Raw genomic sequence first — 17,362 nt, forward strand, 5'->3', positions numbered from 1 at the left:
CCACAAAACATGTATGTTGAGTGGATTAATAACTGAGTTAACTTACAAGTTATGACTGAAAATTTTGCACAGCTTTTTGAAGAAAGCTTAAAAGAAATCGAAACTCGTCCTGGTTCCATCATCAAAGGTACCGTAGTTGCAATCAACAAAGACAACGTTCTAGTTGACGCTGGCCTGAAATCTGAGAGTGTTATCTCTATCGATCAGTTCAAGAACAGCTCAGGCGAAGTTGAAATCAACGTTGGCGATGCAGTTGACGTAGCTCTAGACGCTACAGATGACGGTTTCGGTGAAACTATCCTTTCTCGTGAAAAAGCGAAGCGCTTCGAAGCTTGGCAGTTCCTTGAAAAAGCTTACGAAGAAAAAGAAACTGTTATCGGTGTTATCAACGGTAAAGTTAAAGGCGGCTTCACTGTTGAAGTTAGCAACATTCGTGCGTTCTTACCAGGTTCACTAGTTGACGTACGTCCAGTACGCGACACTGCGCACCTTGAAGGTAAAGATCTAGAATTCAAAGTTATTAAGCTTGATCAGAAGCGTAATAACGTTGTTGTTTCTCGTCGTGCTGTTATCGAATCAGAAAGCAGCGTTGAACGTGATCAACTACTTGAGTCTCTACAGGAAGGCCAAGAAGTTAAAGGTATCGTTAAGAACCTTACTGACTACGGTGCGTTCGTTGATCTTGGCGGCATCGATGGTCTATTACACATCACTGATATGGCTTGGAAGCGTGTTAAGCACCCAAGTGAAATCGTTAACGTTGGTGATGAAATCCCAGTTAAAGTTCTTAAGTTCGACCGCGAGCGTACCCGTGTATCACTAGGTATGAAGCAGTTGGGTGAAGATCCATGGGCAGCTATTGCTAACCGCTTCCCAGAAGGTTCTAAACTTTCTGGTCGCGTAACGAACCTAACTGACTACGGTTGTTTTGTTGAAATCCAGGAAGGCGTTGAAGGTCTTGTTCACGTTTCTGAAATGGATTGGACTAACAAAAACATCCACCCATCTAAGGTTGTTAACCTAGGTGACGAAGTTGAAGTTATGGTTCTTGAAATTGACGAAGAGCGTCGTCGTATTTCTCTTGGTCTTAAGCAATGTATCCCGAACCCATGGGAAGAGTTCGCTAAGAACTTCAACAAGGGTGACAAAGTAAGTGGTAAGATCAAGTCAATCACTGACTTTGGTATCTTCATCGGTCTTGACGGTGGTATCGACGGTCTTGTTCACCTATCTGATATTTCTTGGAATGGCGGTGAAGAAGTTGTTCGTGAATACAAGAAAGGCGATGAGATCTCAGCTGTTGTCCTACAAGTTGATCCAGAGCGTGAGCGTATCTCTCTAGGCGTTAAGCAAACAGAAGACGATCCGTTCAATATGTATCTGACAGACAACAAAAAAGGTGCTATTGTTACTGGTACTGTAGCTGAAGTTGACGCTAAGGGTGCAAAGGTATCTCTTACTGAAGGCGTTGAAGGTTACATCCGTGTATCTGACATCTCTCGTGACCGCGTTGAAGATGCATCGACTGAATTATCAGTGGGTGACAGTGTTGAAGCTAAGTTCGTTGGTGTTGACCGTAAGAACCGCGTAATCAGCCTATCTATCAAAGCGAAAGACCAAGCTGAAGAACGTTCAGCGATGGAAAACTTGAACCAAGCAGAAGACACTGGTTTGAGCGCGATGGCAGAAGCATTCAAAAACGCTAAAGGCTAATTTTTAGCTTTAAGGAGAGGAGATAGCATTTTATCTCCTCTATCTCTAATCCATCGGCTAGCGCCAAAATGAACTGGAGGTCAAATGACCAAGTCAGAACTCATTGAAAAGTTAATTGATAAGATGGATCACTTGTCAGCTAAGGATGTAGAAGCAGCCACCAAGGAAATTCTGGAAATGATGGCGGAAACCCTGGAAGGTGGTGACCGTATTGAAATTCGCGGATTTGGTAGTTTTTCACTACATTATCGCGCACCTCGGGTTGGACGCAATCCCAAAACTGGGGAATCTGTTGACCTAACAGGGAAATATGTTCCGCATTTTAAACCGGGTAAAGAGTTAAGAGAAAGAGTAAATCTTTCATTAGCTTAATTGCAGAAATTTAAAGAAAAAGGCATGCTATAAAGCATGCCTTTTTTAATTCTACCAAGTCTCATTAATCAGGATGGGTTAAATTATTATGAGATTTGGTATTAAACCGAGGAGTTTCCCTTGAAATTATTTATTTCGGTTGTATTTCTTTTTATACTGCTCGCCGTCGCGTTTGTCTTCGGTAGTCAAAACGAACAATTGATAGAACTAAATTACATAGTCGCTAAAACGGAAATTAGCGTATCACAAGCGGTGAGCCTGTTTACTTTTATCGGTTTTTTGATTGGTTTTGTTATGTCGAGCTTATTTTCGTTAACGCGTCGCTTTAAACGCAGAAAATCTGATTAAAACCGTTAAGAAATTATTGCCATGTTTGAACTGTTATTTTTATTACTCCCTGTCGCCGTAGGATACGGCTGGTTTATGGGAAGAAATAGCATCAAACAAAAAGATCATAACGCCAAAGAATCCCTCTCTATAAAATATTCAACCGGTTTGAACTACCTGCTTTCCAATCAGCAGGATAAAGCCATCGATTACCTACTTGAAGCGTTAAAGCACGAAGACGATACCGTTGAGGCACACTTCGCCATGGCAAATCTGTTTCGACGCCGTGGTGAGCTCGACAGAGCCCTTAAAGTACATGAATACCTGGTACGACAACCCATGCTTTCCGATCAAGAAAAACAGCAGGCAGCATTTGAATTGGGACGGGATTTTCATAGTGCCGGATTATTCGACCGGGCTGAGAAGATGTTTTTAAAGCTCACCAAAACCCCTACCTATGGCAATAAATCTTTGTCTTATTTATTGCAAATTTATCTGTCGACCAAAGATTGGAAAAAGGGCATAAAGCTCGAGAAAGTGATTCGTAAATCCAAAGATAAAAAACTCAATCATTCTTTAGCGAACTTTTATTGTGAACTTGCGGAATTGGCGATGCAGGACGATGAATATATTAAAGAGTTAGAATTGCTTGAACACGCTTTAGTATTGAATCCAAATTCCAGCCGGGCCAAGGTAACAATGGCAAAGGTTTATGAAAACTCAGAGCAATACAATGAGGCGTGTCGCTGTTATCAGGAAATATTTTTACAGGATCAGGAGTTTTTTCCTGATGTAATTGATAAAATGCGCGCCTGTTATATGAACAGTGATCATCAGGACGAGTTTTACCCGTTCATTAAAGAGGTTTTTGAGAAAACCGGTAGCAGTACGGCATTGATAACCTACCTGGAATATCTGCAGCAACAGCATTCACCAGAGAAAGCTGTCGAGTACTTATTATCGGCTTTGCATCGTCGGCCAACTATCCGCGGCTTTAAGCATTTTGTAAAAATGCAAATCAACGAGGACAACCCGCAGACACAGCAAGAATCTCTGGATGTGATAAAAGAGTTGGTCACCGCATATTTGAAGTTACGGCCCAGATACAGTTGTCGTAATTGTGGTTTTAATAGTACGGTCCATTACTGGTCCTGCCCGTCATGCCATGATTGGGAACAAATCAAACCGGTCAGAGGTTTGGAAGGAGAATAATTTTATGTCATTCGATCCAAAGGTTGTTGTCGCCCTGGATTTCGCAAACAAAGCCGAAGCATTATCCTTTGTCGATAAAATTGAACCATCGGATTGTCGGTTAAAAGTTGGTAAGGAAATGTTTACCCATTTTGGCCCTGAGTTTGTTAAAGACCTTACCTCACGCGGTTTTGACGTGTTTCTTGATTTAAAGTTTCATGATATTCCCAATACCGTAGCAAAGGCCGTTGCAGCCGCAGCCGATCTTGGTGTCTGGATGGTAAATGTCCACGCTAGTGGCGGCAGCGCGATGATGAAACGTGCTAAGCAGGAACTGGAGCACTATGGTGACAAAGCGCCATTATTAATTGCCGTAACCGTACTGACCAGCATGGGCAGTGACGATTTAGCCGAACTAGGTATTCAGTTGACTCCGGAGCAACAGGTATTAGCCTTGGCAAAATTAGCAAAAGATTCTGGTCTGGACGGGGTCGTTTGTTCGGCTCAGGAAGCTGAGACATTAAAACAAACCCTGGGTGAATCGTTTAGATTGGTTACCCCAGGTATTCGTCCGGTTGGTGCTAGTGTCGATGACCAGAAGCGTGTAATGACGCCGCCTGAAGCGATTTCTGTTGGCGTTGACTATTTGGTGATCGGTCGCCCGATAACCAAAGCAGAGAACCCTGCCGCAGTATTAAAAAGCATAAACCAATCGCTGCAAGCTTAAATCGTTAAAAGCCTAGATAAATAAAAAAGCCACCGTTAACCGGTGGCTTTTTTGATCCCGAATCAAAATTCCTCAAATTTTTCTAAGATAGATAATACCAATCACATTAAATTATTGCTCACTCAGTGAGAATTTAAAGGCTTTTAGGCAAGGCTTTGATTGCAGAGAATGGTTATTCCGCTCTTAAAATGAGCCAAAATCAGTAACGTAGTCCAAACGCCTTTAAAACTCACCCGTAGTGAGTTAGTGAGAGGCTCATTTACTGCCCTATATTTCATTAATATAGAATGACTATATCAATAAAATCTATGTTGTAACTGAACCTCGGCCCTAACTCTGAGTTGTGCACAAACTTAGTGTGATTGGTATAAAGACCACATGGGGTGGTTTTATCGGGCCGATTGAATTAATCCAATTTTCAGCCTGATTATTCAACGTTAAGGAAATAACACATGTACAAATTATTACTTGTTTTAGTATTAGGTAGTTCTCTTTTTACTGCTTACACAGCACCAGTTAATGCGGCAACCAAAGTTGAAAAAACGACGATTGTCGAGTCGGTTAACCTAAACAAAGCTGGGATAGATGAGTTGCGCAAAATTCGTGGCTTAGGAGCGACTAAAGCGCAGGCGATTATTGATTATCGCAAAGCTAATGGCCCGTTTACGGATGTAAAACAGCTATTGAATGTTAAAGGTATTGGCGAGAAGTTTTTAGCGAAGAACGCCAAACTTTTAAGTATTTAATGCTAATACCAGTTCTCGTTGAACTGTGATCTTTTCAGAAGGTCAGCAGGAGGAAGTTATACAAGGCATTGCTATTTAGGAATGGCATTCCATTTCAAATGGCAATAACGCAGTAGAAATTCCTCTCGGGCATTCCCGTACGGGCGAATATGAAAAATGTTTAATAGATTCACTCTATTTTATATTGACATTCTTGCTTGATATATTCGTGGCATTTACGGTTTATGAATATTCGCGGAATGATCACTCTTTAATGAGGATTGGTATCATCGGGGGCCAAAAAAAACGCCAGTTTGTTAACTGGCGTTTTTTTATTAGCTCAATGCAGACGTTTACGGTTTAGTAGGTCCTGCCGAACTATGGTTTGTTGCGGAGGCCTGAGCGGCAACCTTTTCAGAGCGTATAAAGTCTGCTCTTTCATTTGTTTGTAAAGCAGATGTCGGTAACTCAATGTTAGTGTCAACAGCAATGGCTTCAGGCTTAGTCATAGGCGCGTTGGCCTTACCGCTCAATTGACGAAGCTTGGCTGCAATAGCCGGCTTCTCAATAACAGTTTCAGATTGTCCTTCGCCAGCAGCGACTTCAACCTCAGTTTCTGGTTCTTCTGTCGATGTCTCATCAGCAACGATGGCTTCTTCTGTCTGTTCCTCAGCGGAATCAGCTGCCGGAACAGGGGAGATGGTCTCTTCAACAACAGTTTCTTCAACCACAGGCTCTTCGTTTACAATCTCAGCCTTTGCAACGGCTTTAGATTCCTCTTCGGCGCTATCTTCTGATACCAGGGTATTAGCTTTACCTTCAACAGTCTCGACTTCAGGTTCGTTTACTGCCTTTGTCGGCTCTTCTGCAGTAACTTCTAACTCTAGCTGCGAGTTATTCTCAACTTTCACTGGGGTATCTTCTGCAGTCTCAACAACGGCTGCTGTATCTGGTTGTTTAACCGGTGCTTCATTATCATCGGATAAATCCAGAGATGTTTGCACGGCATCTTCGCCCTCCGCTACGGACGGATAACGGGCGACAACTGCATCATCAACAACGTTTTCTGTCACTTTAGATTTCGCTTCAGCGTCTGCTTCAACGGAATTCTCAGTTTCAGCTGTTTGCTCTTTATCCTTGCGACGACGTTGACCGTGAGAGCGTAAATGTCTCGGTGAACGACGTGTACGGTTTTTACCTTCTTTATCACGCTTACCTTCAGTTTCGATTGGCTCCGCTTCGGTAACAACATTCTCTTCGGTAGTATTTGTTAATGCCGCTTCATCGGTCGTCGGCTTCTTAGAGCGAGGCTTGCGATTACCACGAACTGTTTTTTCTTTAGCCGGTTTTGACTCTTGCTTTTGCTCTTCCTGAGCTACTTGTGACTGCTCGATCTTGTTGTCGTTGATTCGCACTTTCTTACGAGTATTACGACGTTGACGACGCTCAGCAATTTTCTCTTCCTTAACTACCTTTTCCTGTTTTTCAGCAGGACGTTTGGCTGGTTTCTTGGCGTTACGGTTTGGCGATTTATTTTGCTCTTTATCCGCAACCTTATTGTCTTTGCTTGTATCACGATTTGTATCGCGCTTGTCCTGATTACGGTTACGGCGCTGTTGCTGACGTGGCTTGCGTTGTCGGCGATCACGCTGATCCTGACCAGAACCTTTACGATGCTGTTGCTTACCTTTTGGCTTCGGCTTTTCTTCGCTACCAAACAAGGAAGCGAAGAATGCTGCAATCGCTGCGAAAATGCCAGTAGATCGTTGTGGCTTCTTGTCTTCAACCACTTTTTTCTGCGTGGGCGCAGCTTTCGGTGCCGTCATGCCTTGGAGAACAGGTTCGTCACGTTTTACCGCATCTTTCTGGAACTTCGGCATTACTGCTTCTTCAGCAACAGGCTCAGCGACTTTCATTTCATAACTGGCCTCAAAAGTAGTTTCATCATCACGAACACGAATAACCTCATACTGTGGGGTATCCATGTTTTGATTCGGAAGAATCAACACTTTTACGTTATGACGCTTTTCAATATGGCCTACGGCATTACGCTTTTCGTTTAGCAGGTAGGTACCAACAGGTACTGGTACCTGGGCATGAACCTGACTGGTTTTATCCTTGATTGCTTCCTCTTCCATCAAACGCAATACCGACAATGCCAGTGACTCAACGCCACGAACATGGCCGGTACCGTTACAACGAGGGCAGGTGCCCTGGCTGGTTTCACCAATGGACGGACGAAGACGCTGACGTGACATCTCCAGAAGACCAAAGCGGGAGATACGGCTTAACTGGATGCGCGCACGGTCGGAACGAACAGCTTCACGCATGCGGTTTTCTACTTCGCGCTGGTGGCGAACTGGCGTCATGTCGATAAAGTCAATAACCACAAGACCACCAAGGTCTCGCAGGCGAAGCTGGCGGGCAATTTCTTCAGCTGCTTCCAGGTTGGTGTTAAATGCCGTCTCTTCGATATCGCTACCCTTAGTTGCACGGGCAGAGTTGATATCGATTGACGTCAATGCTTCCGTTGGGTCGATAACGATTGAACCACCAGAAGGTAAGCGGACTTCACGTTGGAAAGCAGATTCGATTTGCGACTCAATTTGATAATGAGTAAACAGTGGTACGTCGCCTTTGTAGAGTTTTACCTTGTTGATAAAATCCGGACGAACCAATTGAATATGTTCTTTGATGTTGTCATAAGTTTTCGGACGATCGATAACGATCTCACCAATGTCGCGGCGCAGGTAATCGCGGATAGCGCGTAAAATGACATTACTTTCCTGGTGAATTAAAAACGGCGCAGGTTTTGAACTTGCCACGTTTTCGATAGAGCGCCAGTAGTGCAACAAGACATTTAAATCGTGAGCAAGCTCTTCATAATCTTTGCCAACACCTGCGGTGCGAACAATTAAACCCATGCCTTTGGGCAGGTCTAGTTTGCTTAATGATTCTTTTAATTCGGTGCGCTCATCACCTTCGATACGACGGGAAATACCGCCTGCACGAGGGTTGTTTGGCATCAACACCAGGTAGCTTCCGGCAAGACTGATAAAGGTAGTTAACGCAGCGCCTTTCTGGCCTCGTTCTTCTTTATCGATTTGTACAATTACTTCTTGTCCTTCACTTAAAACATCTTTGATATTTGGACGGCCCTGGAAACTATATCCTTGTGGAAAATAGCTTTTGGCAATCTCTTTCATGGGAAGGAAACCGTGGCGCTCGGCACCATAATCGACAAATGCGGCTTCTAGGGAGGGTTCTACTCGGGTAATTTTACCCTTATAAATGTTGGCTTTTTTTTGTTCGTGGCCAGGACTTTCGATATCAAGATCATAAAGGCTTTGGCCGTCAACGAGTGCTACTCGCAGTTCTTCTGACTGAGTAGCATTAATTAACATGCGTTTCATTGATTGTGTGACTCTATTTTTTGTCACAACACATGCGAGAGTGCAGGCAATCGTTGCACAATTATAGTTGTGCAAACAGAGGGTTGTCAGCCTCACGGATGTCAACGCCAGTTATTCTGGGTCTGTTATCTATCTGATTGTTTTTTTCTTACTTTGTTGCAAACAAATACAGCAATTTGGCAACAAGGTTTTTTAACTATTCACACTCAAAGCAGTGTTGTGCTTATCTTCAGTTTTGCTCATTAATGCTGGATTCAATGTTTATGCTACGACCTTTGATAAGTTACACACATCAGAGTCAGCAAGGGGCAATGCTATCCATGTATCGGGCAAGCCGAAATTAGGGCCTGCAATAAGTTGTACAAGGACGTTGCCGCATCGAACCTCTTACAATTCATAAAGAGCTTCGTTTTCTTCAGGTTATTGGAAAAATCATCAATAACCGATTCATTATCCCACTAAAGTGTAGATTAAGGCAACAATAAAGGCTCGATAAATTGACTTTAATTATTCCTAATTGGAAATAATACCAATCACACTAAGTTAGTGCACAACTGCGAGTTAGGGCAGAGGTTCATTTACAACATAGATTTTATTGATATAGTCATTCTATATTAATGAATGGTATAAACTACTGAGATTGCGGAGCATAATCTAAGTTCCTGTGTTAGAATCGAGCTCAGATAAGCATTGTCATTAAATCTGTGTGAAAAGTTAGTGAGTAACCATTCTTCGGCGACAAACGAGCAATCGTCAAGCGCATCAAAACCTAAAGTTCAGTACCACGAAATCGATGAAGCCAGTGATGGTCAACGCATTGATAATTTCCTGTTAAAAACCTTGAAAGGGGTGCCAAAGAGCATGATCTACCGCTTGCTGCGCAAGGGGGAGATTCGCGTCAATAAGAAACGTATCAAGCCTGAGTATCGATTACAGCTCGAAGATGTGGTTCGCATCGCACCGATTCGCATGCCTGACAATCCTGAAAAAGTATCACCGCAGTTAAACAAAGTTGCGTCCCTGGAAAAGCAAATCCTCTTTGAGGACGATTGTCTGATTGTGATTAACAAACCATCGGGGATGGCGGTTCATGGTGGCAGTGGATTGAGCTTCGGCCTGATAGAAGCACTTCGTGCCTTAAGACCAAAAGCGAAAATGCTCGAGCTGGTGCATCGACTTGACCGGGATACTTCAGGTTGTCTGGTGGTCGCTAAGAAGCGGTCGGCGTTGAGGAATCTGCATGAGCAACTGCGCCATAAAAAAGTGCAGAAGTTTTACCATGCGCTGGTGAAGGGGCACTGGTCAGCAAAGTTGACGCGCGTTACCGAAGGCCTGAAAAAGAATGAACTTAAATCCGGCGAACGTGTGGTAGTGGTTGATAACCTGCAAGGCAAAGAGTCAGAAACTCGTTATAAAGTATTGACCCATTATATCGGCGCGACATTAGTACGGGCATTTCCGGTGACTGGCAGAACTCATCAGATCCGAGTTCACTGCCAGTGTAAAGGTCATCCAATTGCCTGTGATAACAAATACGGCGCTGAAGATTTTACTGCCGATATGCAAGGGAAAGGATTAAAGCGATTATTTTTGCACGCTGCCAGCATTGAGTTTAATCATCCGAAAGACGACAAACGGGTTAAGTTTGAAGCGCCATATGATCCACAATTGGCAAATGTGCTGAAAAAAATGGAAGTGAAGACGTTTTAATAACGATTCCTATTTACAGAAATTAGATGCCCGTTGATAACGGGCACCCGCGAGCTTGATTAAGGCTGAGATGCCAGGACATCAATGCCCTGATTAGCGAGTAATTTTGTTAACCTGATCAGCGGCAAGCCGATTAACGTGTTCGGGTCGTCCCCCTGCAAACGTTCAAACAGACAGACCCCTAAACCTTCACTTTTAAAACTACCGGCACAATTTAACGGTTGTTCTGCCTCTACATAAGAACTTACCTGTTGTAACGTCAGCTCTCTGAAATAAACGGAAAACGGCTCAACGATAACTTCGTAGTTTTTCGATGCACTATCATAAAGGCACAAGGAGGTAAGAAAGGTGACATGATCACCGCTAAACCTCATCAACTGCGCAATCGCATTTTTTTCATTTCCCGGTTTACCTAATATATCGCCCTGATGCACAGCAACCTGATCGGAGCCAATAATCAAAGCATCAGGATGATTGTCGGCAACTTTCCTGGCTTTGCTTACGGCCAGGCGTTCGACTAACTGTTCAGGGGTTTCACCTGCCAGTGGCGCTTCATCAATATTTGGTTTGTCACAAATAAAGGGAAGGTTTAGCTTTTCTAAGATGGCTTTACGAAAGACCGACGTAGAGCTTAAAACAAGAGTTCTCATAACGTTAAGGCGTGATTAATGGAGACAATAGGGCAATTTTACCTGACCTGAATGACAAGAGAAAGTTGCTCAAGCAAATAGCCTGACATTCTAAAGTGAAAGTGCTTATAAGCGCCTTTGAGTTATAACAAATAGTAGCAATGTGTTAAAATGTGTCATTAATTAAGCGAATGCACTTGTTATGCTTAATTTTCTTTTGACACAAGGGCCATCAGCCTTTATCATGCGCGCCTTATGCAGAACCTTAAACTTCCGATAACCATAGACCCATATAAAAGTGCGCAACGTCGCCTGGTATGTGAAGGCTTTTTTGAGTTATCCGGATTAGAACGATTGCACGTCGTGACAGTAGGTCAGGGTGAGCAGGTAAATGTAAAGGTCACCTTTGATGTGGATGAACAGGGCCTGATTGTTATATCAGGAACCGGCGAAGCATCAGTGTCTTTAACATGTCAGCGTTGTAATGAAGAATTTTCACAGGAATTGAAGGTTGAATTCTGTTATTCTCCTGTGAAGAACGAAGAAGCTGCTGGTCAGTTACCTTCGTATTATGACGCCGTAGAATTAGATGAAAATGGTGAAGTGAATTTACGCGATTTAGTGGAAGATGAGTTAATCCTTGCGATTCCGCTAATCCCGAAACATGAACTCGAAGATTGCTCGGCAGATGCCGACAGTACTTGGGGGAAGTTACCGGATACGCTTGAGAAACCGAATCCATTTGATGTATTGAAACAACTCAAGTAACTTGTGATTTTAGGAGTAAAGTAATGGCCGTACAGAAAAGTAAAAAGTCTCGTTCAAGACGTGGCATGCGCCGTTCACACGATGCGTTAACTGCAGAAAACTTATCAGTAGATAGCGTTTCTGGTGAAACTCATCGTCGTCACCACGTAACAGCCGATGGCTATTACAAAGGTGTCAAAGTTATCGCTAAATAAGCGAGAACACTTTGGTGAGTCTAACGGTAGCGTTAGATGTTATGGGGGGCGATAATGGCCCCCTTATAACTTTGCCTGCGGCAAAAATGGCAATCGAAACATTGCCCGACCTTCATCTCGTTCTCTGCGGTGATGAAGAGATTATCCAATCCCATCTCAAAAAACTTCATATTTCCGATCATCCCCGACTTTCCGTTGTCCATGCCTCCGAAACCATAAACATGGATGAAAAGCCAGCCTTAGCTCTGCGTTGTAAGAAAGATTCTTCAATGCGTAAAGCGCTAAACTTGGTTCGTGATGACGATGCTCAGGCTTGCGTGAGTGCAGGCAATACCGGTGCGCTTCTGGCAATTGCTCATTTTGTCTTAAAAATGTTGCCTGGCGTAGAACGTCCGGCTTTGGTGTCACACCTGCCAATCAGTGACAGCGATTCTCATGTTTTTATGCTCGATTTGGGCGCTAATGTCTTTTGTAATTCTGATACCTTATTTCAATTTGCCTTAATGGGTTCCGTCATGGCCGAGCAGGTCGATGGCATTAAAGAGCCAAAAGTGGCGCTGTTAAATATGGGCGAAGAAGACATTAAAGGTAGCGATCATATCAAGCAGACAGCAACCCTTTTACAGGCCAGCGACTACATAAATTATGTGGGTTTTATCGAAGGTAATGACATCTTCACTGGAAAAGCCGATGTGATCGTTTGTGACGGCTTCGTCGGCAATGTTGCGTTGAAAACCTGCGAAGGTGTTGCGAACATGGTCATCGACAAGGTCAAAAAAATCGTCAATGAAAGTCCTTTTACCCGTTTTCTGGGTGTTTTGTTAAATCCAACCTTAAAAAAAATCCTAAAACGACTGAACCCCGACCAGTATAACGGTGCAAGTCTGTTAGGATTACGTGGCATTGTGGTTAAGAGCCATGGTAATGCCAATAGTATTGCTTTCTATAATGCGATTTTAGAGGCAGTCAAAGAAGTAGAAAGGCAAGTTCCTGAGAAAATTAAAAATAAAGTTGAACTGGGATTAATCAAAAGGTCTTAACAAAACTTATGTATTCAAAAATTATTGGGACGGGAAGTTATTTTCCGGAGCAAGTGCGCACCAATGCGGATTTGGAAAAAATGGTCGATACGACCGATCAATGGATCACTGAACGCACCGGTATTAAAGAGCGCCGTATCGCCAATGAGCAAGAAAATGTTGCCTATATGGGGGCGGAAGCAGCCAAGCAGGCGCTAGATATGGCTGGCCTCGATGTAAAAGACATCGATATGATCGTAATGGGAACCACCAGTTCTCACGTCGATCTACCAAGCGCCGCATGCCATGTTCAAAAATACCTGGATGTGCCTAATATCCCTGCGTTTGACGTCGCAGCGGCCTGTTCTGGTTTTATTTACAGTCTGAGTGTTGCTGATCAATTTATCAAATCAGGCATGTCCAAACGGGTTTTAGTCATAGGTTCCGATGCATTATCTCACATGTGTGATCCCGATGACCGTGGCACCATCATCTTGTTTGGCGACGCCGCTGGCGCTGTTATTCTTGAAGCCAGTGAAGAGCAAGGCGTTATCTCTACGCATCTGCACGCCGACGGAGAATATGGTGCATTGCTTGGTGCCGATTCGCCAAAACGCGGCGATCTGCTAACCGAAGAAAAAGCGTATATCTACATGAAAGGCAATGAAGTATTCAAATTTGCCGTAACTCGCCTAAGTGAAATTGTGACAGAAACACTAGCTCACAATAATATGGAAAAATCGGATATTGATTGGTTAGTACCGCATCAGGCAAACTTACGAATCATTTCTGCTGCTGCGAAAAAACTATCCATGTCGATGGATCAAGTTGTTGTTACCCTGCACAAGCACGGTAATACGTCTGCAGCAACCATTCCTACCGCTCTCGATGAAGCCGTACGTGACGGCCGCATCAAACGCGGACAAATCATTCTAATGGAGGCCTTCGGTAGCGGATTTACCTGGGGCTCAGCTTTGGTACGTTTTTAAAGAGAATTATTATGCAAACGAATTTAGCATTTGTGTTCCCGGGACAGGGCTCACAGTCAATTGGTATGCTGGCAGACTTTGCCGACAACGAAACGGTTCAGAATACTTTTGCCGAAGCTTCTGAAGCATTAGGTTATGACCTTTGGAAACTTATTCAGGAAGGTCCGGCTGAAAAATTAAATCAAACGCAAATTACTCAACCTGCATTGTTAACATCCAGTGTTGCGATGTGGCGCGTGTGGCAGGAAAAGGGTGGTGACACTCCTGCCGTATTGGCTGGTCATAGCTTAGGTGAATATTCTGCATTAGTTTGTTCCGGCGTATTGACCTTATCTGTTGCGGTGAAATTGGTTGAAAGCCGTGGTAATTATATGCAACAGGCCGTACCAACAGGTACTGGTGCGATGTTCGCCATTATCGGTCTTGCGGATGATGCGATTGAGCAGGCTTGTGAACAAGCAGCACAAGGTCAGGTTGTATCACCGGTTAACTTCAATTCGCCTGGTCAGGTGGTAATTGCCGGTAATAAAGAAGCGGTTGAGCGCGCTGGTGAGCTTTGTAAAGAAGCAGGCGCAAAACGAGCCCTACCGTTGCCGGTAAGTGTGCCATCACATTGTGCGTTGATGAGCAGTGCTGCAGAAAAACTTGCTGAAGATTTAAAGGCAATTACCTTTAATGCACCGCAAATTCCAGTAATCAATAATGTCGATGTAGAAGCCTACAGCGACGGTGAAAAAATCAAAGATGCGCTGATCCGTCAGTTATACAGCCCGGTTCGTTGGACCGAGACAGTTAATAAGATGGCAGAGCAAGGCGTTGAGTCCTTAGTTGAAGCAGGACCTGGTAAAGTATTACAGGGCCTGACTAAGCGTATAAACAAATCATTATCTTGTGCCTCGATTAATACTAGCGGTAGTATTGATGCCGCACTTGAGAAATAAGGAAGTATTATGTCTGGATTATTTAATTTAAATGACAAAGTGGCACTGGTTACCGGTGCCAGCCGAGGTATTGGTAAAGCAATCGCACAACAACTAGCAGCTGCAGGCGCAACGGTTATTGGTACCGCCACCTCTGAGTCTGGTGCCAGCGCGATCAGCGATTATCTTGGTGATAACGGCAAAGGTTTCGCGTTAAATGTAACCTCCCAAGAATCCGTTGATGCGTTATTTGCTGCGATCAAAGAGCAGTTTGGCGGTGTCGATATTTTGGTAAACAATGCGGGTATCACTCGTGATAACCTGATGATGCGCATGAAAGATGAAGAATGGGATGACATTATCAATACCAACCTTTCTTCTTTATATAAACTAAGCAAAGCGGTAATGCGTCCAATGATGAAAAACCGTTCTGGTCGGATTATTAGCATTGGTTCTGTTGTTGGTTCTATGGGTAATGCTGGTCAGGTTAACTACGCAACAGCAAAAGCCGGCCTGCTAGGTTTCACTAAGTCATTGGCCAAAGAAGTCGCTTCTCGCGGCATCACCGTTAATGCGGTAGCACCAGGCTTTATCGACACCGATATGACCCAGACGTTAAGTGATGAACAAAAACAAGCCATTTTCTCTCAAGTTCCTGCAAATCGCTTAGGGCGACCAGAAGAAATTGCTAGCACCGTGGTATTTTTGGCTTCTGATGCTGCTGCTTACATTAACGGTGAAACCATTCATGTAAACGGCGGTATGTATATGGCTTAATCGCTTAAGCGATTAAGTTGACGTCAATTTTCTTCAGGTTTTTAGTTTAACCTGTTGATTGTATAGATTTAATTTCAAGGCTTCAGGTCTTTGAGCTTAAACCGGGCGGAGCCTGAAAGGCTTCTCCTTAAACCGCTACTGAGATACGTGGCCGTGAAAAAAATTCACTTGCAAAACGCGTATCTTTAAGCGATAAATATTTGATTAGCCATGAGGTTTGACCAGCTGTAATTTACCGATAAATACTTGCATGGTTAACTCTTGGGGAATAAACTACAGGCAATTTTTATAATTGCTAATTTTAGTAAAGGAAAAAAAATGAGTACTATCGAAGAACGCGTTAAGAAGATTATTGTTGAGCAATTAGGTGTTAAAGAAGAAGAAGCAAAAAATGAAGCATCTTTTGTCGATGATTTAGGTGCAGATTCTTTAGATACCGTTGAGCTAGTTATGGCTCTGGAAGAGGAATTCGACACTGAGATTCCTGACGAAGAAGCGGAAAAAATTACTACTGTTCAAGCTGCAATCGATTACGTTACAGCAAACAGCTAATCAGCATTGATTCGAAACAGGCGGTTTTTACCGCCTTTTTTGTTTTTATTCATTTCAAACGGAGATTGGATTCGTTATGCGCCGAGTTGTGGTAACCGGACTGGGTTTATTAAGTCCGTTGGCAAACGACCCTGAATCTACCTGGCAGAAGCTGATGTCAGGTACCAGTGGTATTGGCCCAATTGAACATTTTGATGTAAGCACTTTTCCTACCAAGTTTGCTGGCTTGATCAAAGACTTTGATGCAGAGTCCTTTGGCATTGCCAAAAAAGAAACCCGTAAAATGGATTTGTTTATCCAATACGGAATTGCAGCCGGTAATCAGGCATTAGCCGATTCAGGTCTGGAAATTAACGACGAAAATTCCCCTCGGGTCGGTGTCGCCGTTGGTTCTGGTATTGGCGGATTAGGCTTAATCGAAGAAAACCACGAAAAAGTATTAAATAGTGGCATCAGAAAACTATCACCATTTTTCTGTCCGGCAACGATTTTGAATATGATCTCAGGCCACCTATCCATCATGCATGGATTAAAGGGACCAAACATTTCCATTGTTACTGCCTGTACTACTGGTGTCCATAATATCGGTCATGCGGCGCGTATGATTGCTTATGGCGATGCAGACGCGATGCTAGCGGGCGGAGCGGAGAAAGCTTCTACGGTTTTAGGTATCGGCGGTTTTACCGCAGCTCGTGCCTTGTCAACTCGTAATGAAGCACCTCAGCAGGCTTCTCGGCCCTGGGATAAAGACCGTGACGGTTTTGTTCTTAGTGATGGCGCGGGCGTTATCATGCTGGAAGAGTATGAGCATGCGAAAGCCCGTGGAGCGAAAATTTATGCAGAACTTGCAGGCTTTGGTATGAGTGGCGATGCATTCCACATTACTTCACCACCTGCAGATGGTAGTGGCGGTGCCGCAGCCATGAGTAATGCATTACGCGATGCGAAAGTAAATCCGGAACAAGTGGGTTACATTAATGCCCATGGTACATCGACACCTGCTGGTGATATTGCCGAAACCAATGGTATGAAATCGGTGTTTGGTGATCATGCTTATAAGATGGCAGTATCATCTACCAAGTCAATGACAGGTCATATGCTGGGTGCCGCCGGTGCCGCTGAAGCCATATTTACCATTCAGTCATTGGCCAACCAGGCAATTGCACCAACCATTAATCTGGATAACCCTGGTGAAGGTTGTGATTTGGATTATGTACCGCATCAAGGCCGTGACGCCAATTTAGAATATGCATTGTGTAATTCCTTTGGCTTTGGTGGAACCAATGGTTCACTGCTTTTCAAAAAGGTTTAGCTAAATAATTTGTTTATTTAATTA

At 43.7% G+C, this 17,362-nt stretch carries 17 protein-coding genes; 15 read left to right on the top strand and 2 right to left on the bottom strand.

Annotated elements, in window-relative coordinates; all coding sequences use genetic code 11:
• The first annotated feature begins 51 nt into the window (after positions 1 to 51).
• From rpsA to FNC98_RS07115, 6 genes are all read left to right on the top strand, one after another.
• The gene (rpsA, locus tag FNC98_RS07090; RefSeq protein WP_143580581.1) at positions 52 to 1,713 is read left to right on the top strand and encodes a 30S ribosomal protein S1; all 1,662 of its coding nucleotides are present in this window, start codon (positions 52 to 54) and stop codon (positions 1,711 to 1,713) included.
• 84 nt (positions 1,714 to 1,797) lie between these two features.
• On the top strand, positions 1,798 to 2,085 hold the full coding sequence (gene ihfB / locus FNC98_RS07095) for an integration host factor subunit beta (protein ID WP_143580582.1): 288 nt from the start codon (positions 1,798 to 1,800) through the stop codon (positions 2,083 to 2,085).
• Between the two features lie 120 nt (positions 2,086 to 2,205).
• On the top strand, positions 2,206 to 2,433 hold the full coding sequence (locus FNC98_RS07100) for a lipopolysaccharide assembly protein LapA domain-containing protein (RefSeq protein WP_143580583.1): 228 nt from the start codon (positions 2,206 to 2,208) through the stop codon (positions 2,431 to 2,433).
• 21 nt (positions 2,434 to 2,454) lie between these two features.
• Entirely contained in the window at positions 2,455 to 3,624 is a 1,170-nt protein-coding gene (gene lapB, locus FNC98_RS07105; RefSeq protein ID WP_143580584.1) for a lipopolysaccharide assembly protein LapB, read from the top strand.
• A gap of 4 nt (positions 3,625 to 3,628) precedes the next feature.
• Positions 3,629 to 4,330: an orotidine-5'-phosphate decarboxylase gene (gene pyrF / locus FNC98_RS07110; protein WP_143580585.1), complete on the top strand. Its 702-nt coding sequence runs from the start codon at positions 3,629 to 3,631 to the stop codon at positions 4,328 to 4,330.
• Positions 4,331 to 4,782: 452 nt separating this feature from the next.
• Positions 4,783 to 5,076, top strand: a complete 294-nt coding sequence (locus tag FNC98_RS07115) for a ComEA family DNA-binding protein (protein ID WP_143580586.1) — start codon at positions 4,783 to 4,785, stop codon at positions 5,074 to 5,076.
• 332 nt (positions 5,077 to 5,408) lie between these two features.
• Here FNC98_RS07115 and rne read toward each other — a convergent pair whose 3' ends face one another.
• Entirely contained in the window at positions 5,409 to 8,468 is a 3,060-nt protein-coding gene (gene rne / locus FNC98_RS07120) for a ribonuclease E (RefSeq protein WP_143580587.1), read from the bottom strand.
• A 717-nt stretch (positions 8,469 to 9,185) separates the two neighbouring features.
• Between rne and rluC the strand changes: the two genes are divergently transcribed.
• Positions 9,186 to 10,178: a 23S rRNA pseudouridine(955/2504/2580) synthase RluC gene (gene rluC / locus FNC98_RS07125; protein ID WP_143580588.1), complete on the top strand. Its 993-nt coding sequence runs from the start codon at positions 9,186 to 9,188 to the stop codon at positions 10,176 to 10,178.
• Positions 10,179 to 10,237: 59 nt separating this feature from the next.
• Here the strand turns inward: rluC and FNC98_RS07130 are convergent, their stop codons facing one another.
• The gene (locus FNC98_RS07130; protein ID WP_143580589.1) at positions 10,238 to 10,828 is read right to left on the bottom strand and encodes a Maf family protein; all 591 of its coding nucleotides are present in this window, start codon (positions 10,826 to 10,828) and stop codon (positions 10,238 to 10,240) included.
• 234 nt (positions 10,829 to 11,062) lie between these two features.
• Between FNC98_RS07130 and yceD the strand changes: the two genes are divergently transcribed.
• From yceD to fabF, 8 genes are all read left to right on the top strand, one after another.
• Positions 11,063 to 11,575 carry a 23S rRNA accumulation protein YceD gene (gene yceD, locus FNC98_RS07135; protein ID WP_143580590.1) on the top strand — a complete coding sequence of 171 codons (513 nt, stop codon included), beginning with the start codon at positions 11,063 to 11,065 and terminating at the stop codon, positions 11,573 to 11,575.
• Between the two features lie 23 nt (positions 11,576 to 11,598).
• Positions 11,599 to 11,769 (top strand): 50S ribosomal protein L32, encoded by a 171-nt coding sequence (gene rpmF, locus FNC98_RS07140; protein WP_136735298.1) that lies wholly within the window; start codon positions 11,599 to 11,601, stop codon positions 11,767 to 11,769.
• 11 nt (positions 11,770 to 11,780) lie between these two features.
• Positions 11,781 to 12,809, top strand: a complete 1,029-nt coding sequence (gene plsX, locus FNC98_RS07145) for a phosphate acyltransferase PlsX (protein WP_409574567.1) — start codon at positions 11,781 to 11,783, stop codon at positions 12,807 to 12,809.
• 8 nt (positions 12,810 to 12,817) lie between these two features.
• Positions 12,818 to 13,777, top strand: a complete 960-nt coding sequence (locus FNC98_RS07150) for a beta-ketoacyl-ACP synthase III (RefSeq protein ID WP_143580592.1) — start codon at positions 12,818 to 12,820, stop codon at positions 13,775 to 13,777.
• Between the two features lie 11 nt (positions 13,778 to 13,788).
• Positions 13,789 to 14,718: an ACP S-malonyltransferase gene (fabD, locus tag FNC98_RS07155; RefSeq protein ID WP_143580593.1), complete on the top strand. Its 930-nt coding sequence runs from the start codon at positions 13,789 to 13,791 to the stop codon at positions 14,716 to 14,718.
• A gap of 9 nt (positions 14,719 to 14,727) precedes the next feature.
• Positions 14,728 to 15,474 carry a 3-oxoacyl-ACP reductase FabG gene (gene fabG, locus FNC98_RS07160; RefSeq protein WP_143580594.1) on the top strand — a complete coding sequence of 249 codons (747 nt, stop codon included), beginning with the start codon at positions 14,728 to 14,730 and terminating at the stop codon, positions 15,472 to 15,474.
• 318 nt (positions 15,475 to 15,792) lie between these two features.
• A complete protein-coding gene (gene acpP / locus FNC98_RS07165) occupies positions 15,793 to 16,026 on the top strand; it encodes an acyl carrier protein (protein WP_136735294.1) in 234 nt (77 codons plus the stop codon).
• Between the two features lie 76 nt (positions 16,027 to 16,102).
• Complete coding sequence (gene fabF, locus FNC98_RS07170; protein ID WP_143580595.1) at positions 16,103 to 17,338, top strand: beta-ketoacyl-ACP synthase II; 1,236 nt, start codon at positions 16,103 to 16,105, stop codon at positions 17,336 to 17,338.
• Positions 17,339 to 17,362: the final 24 nt, after the last annotated feature.

Source organism: Thalassotalea sp. PS06, assembly GCF_007197775.1.
Taxonomy (GTDB): Bacteria; Pseudomonadota; Gammaproteobacteria; order Enterobacterales; family Alteromonadaceae; genus Thalassotalea_A.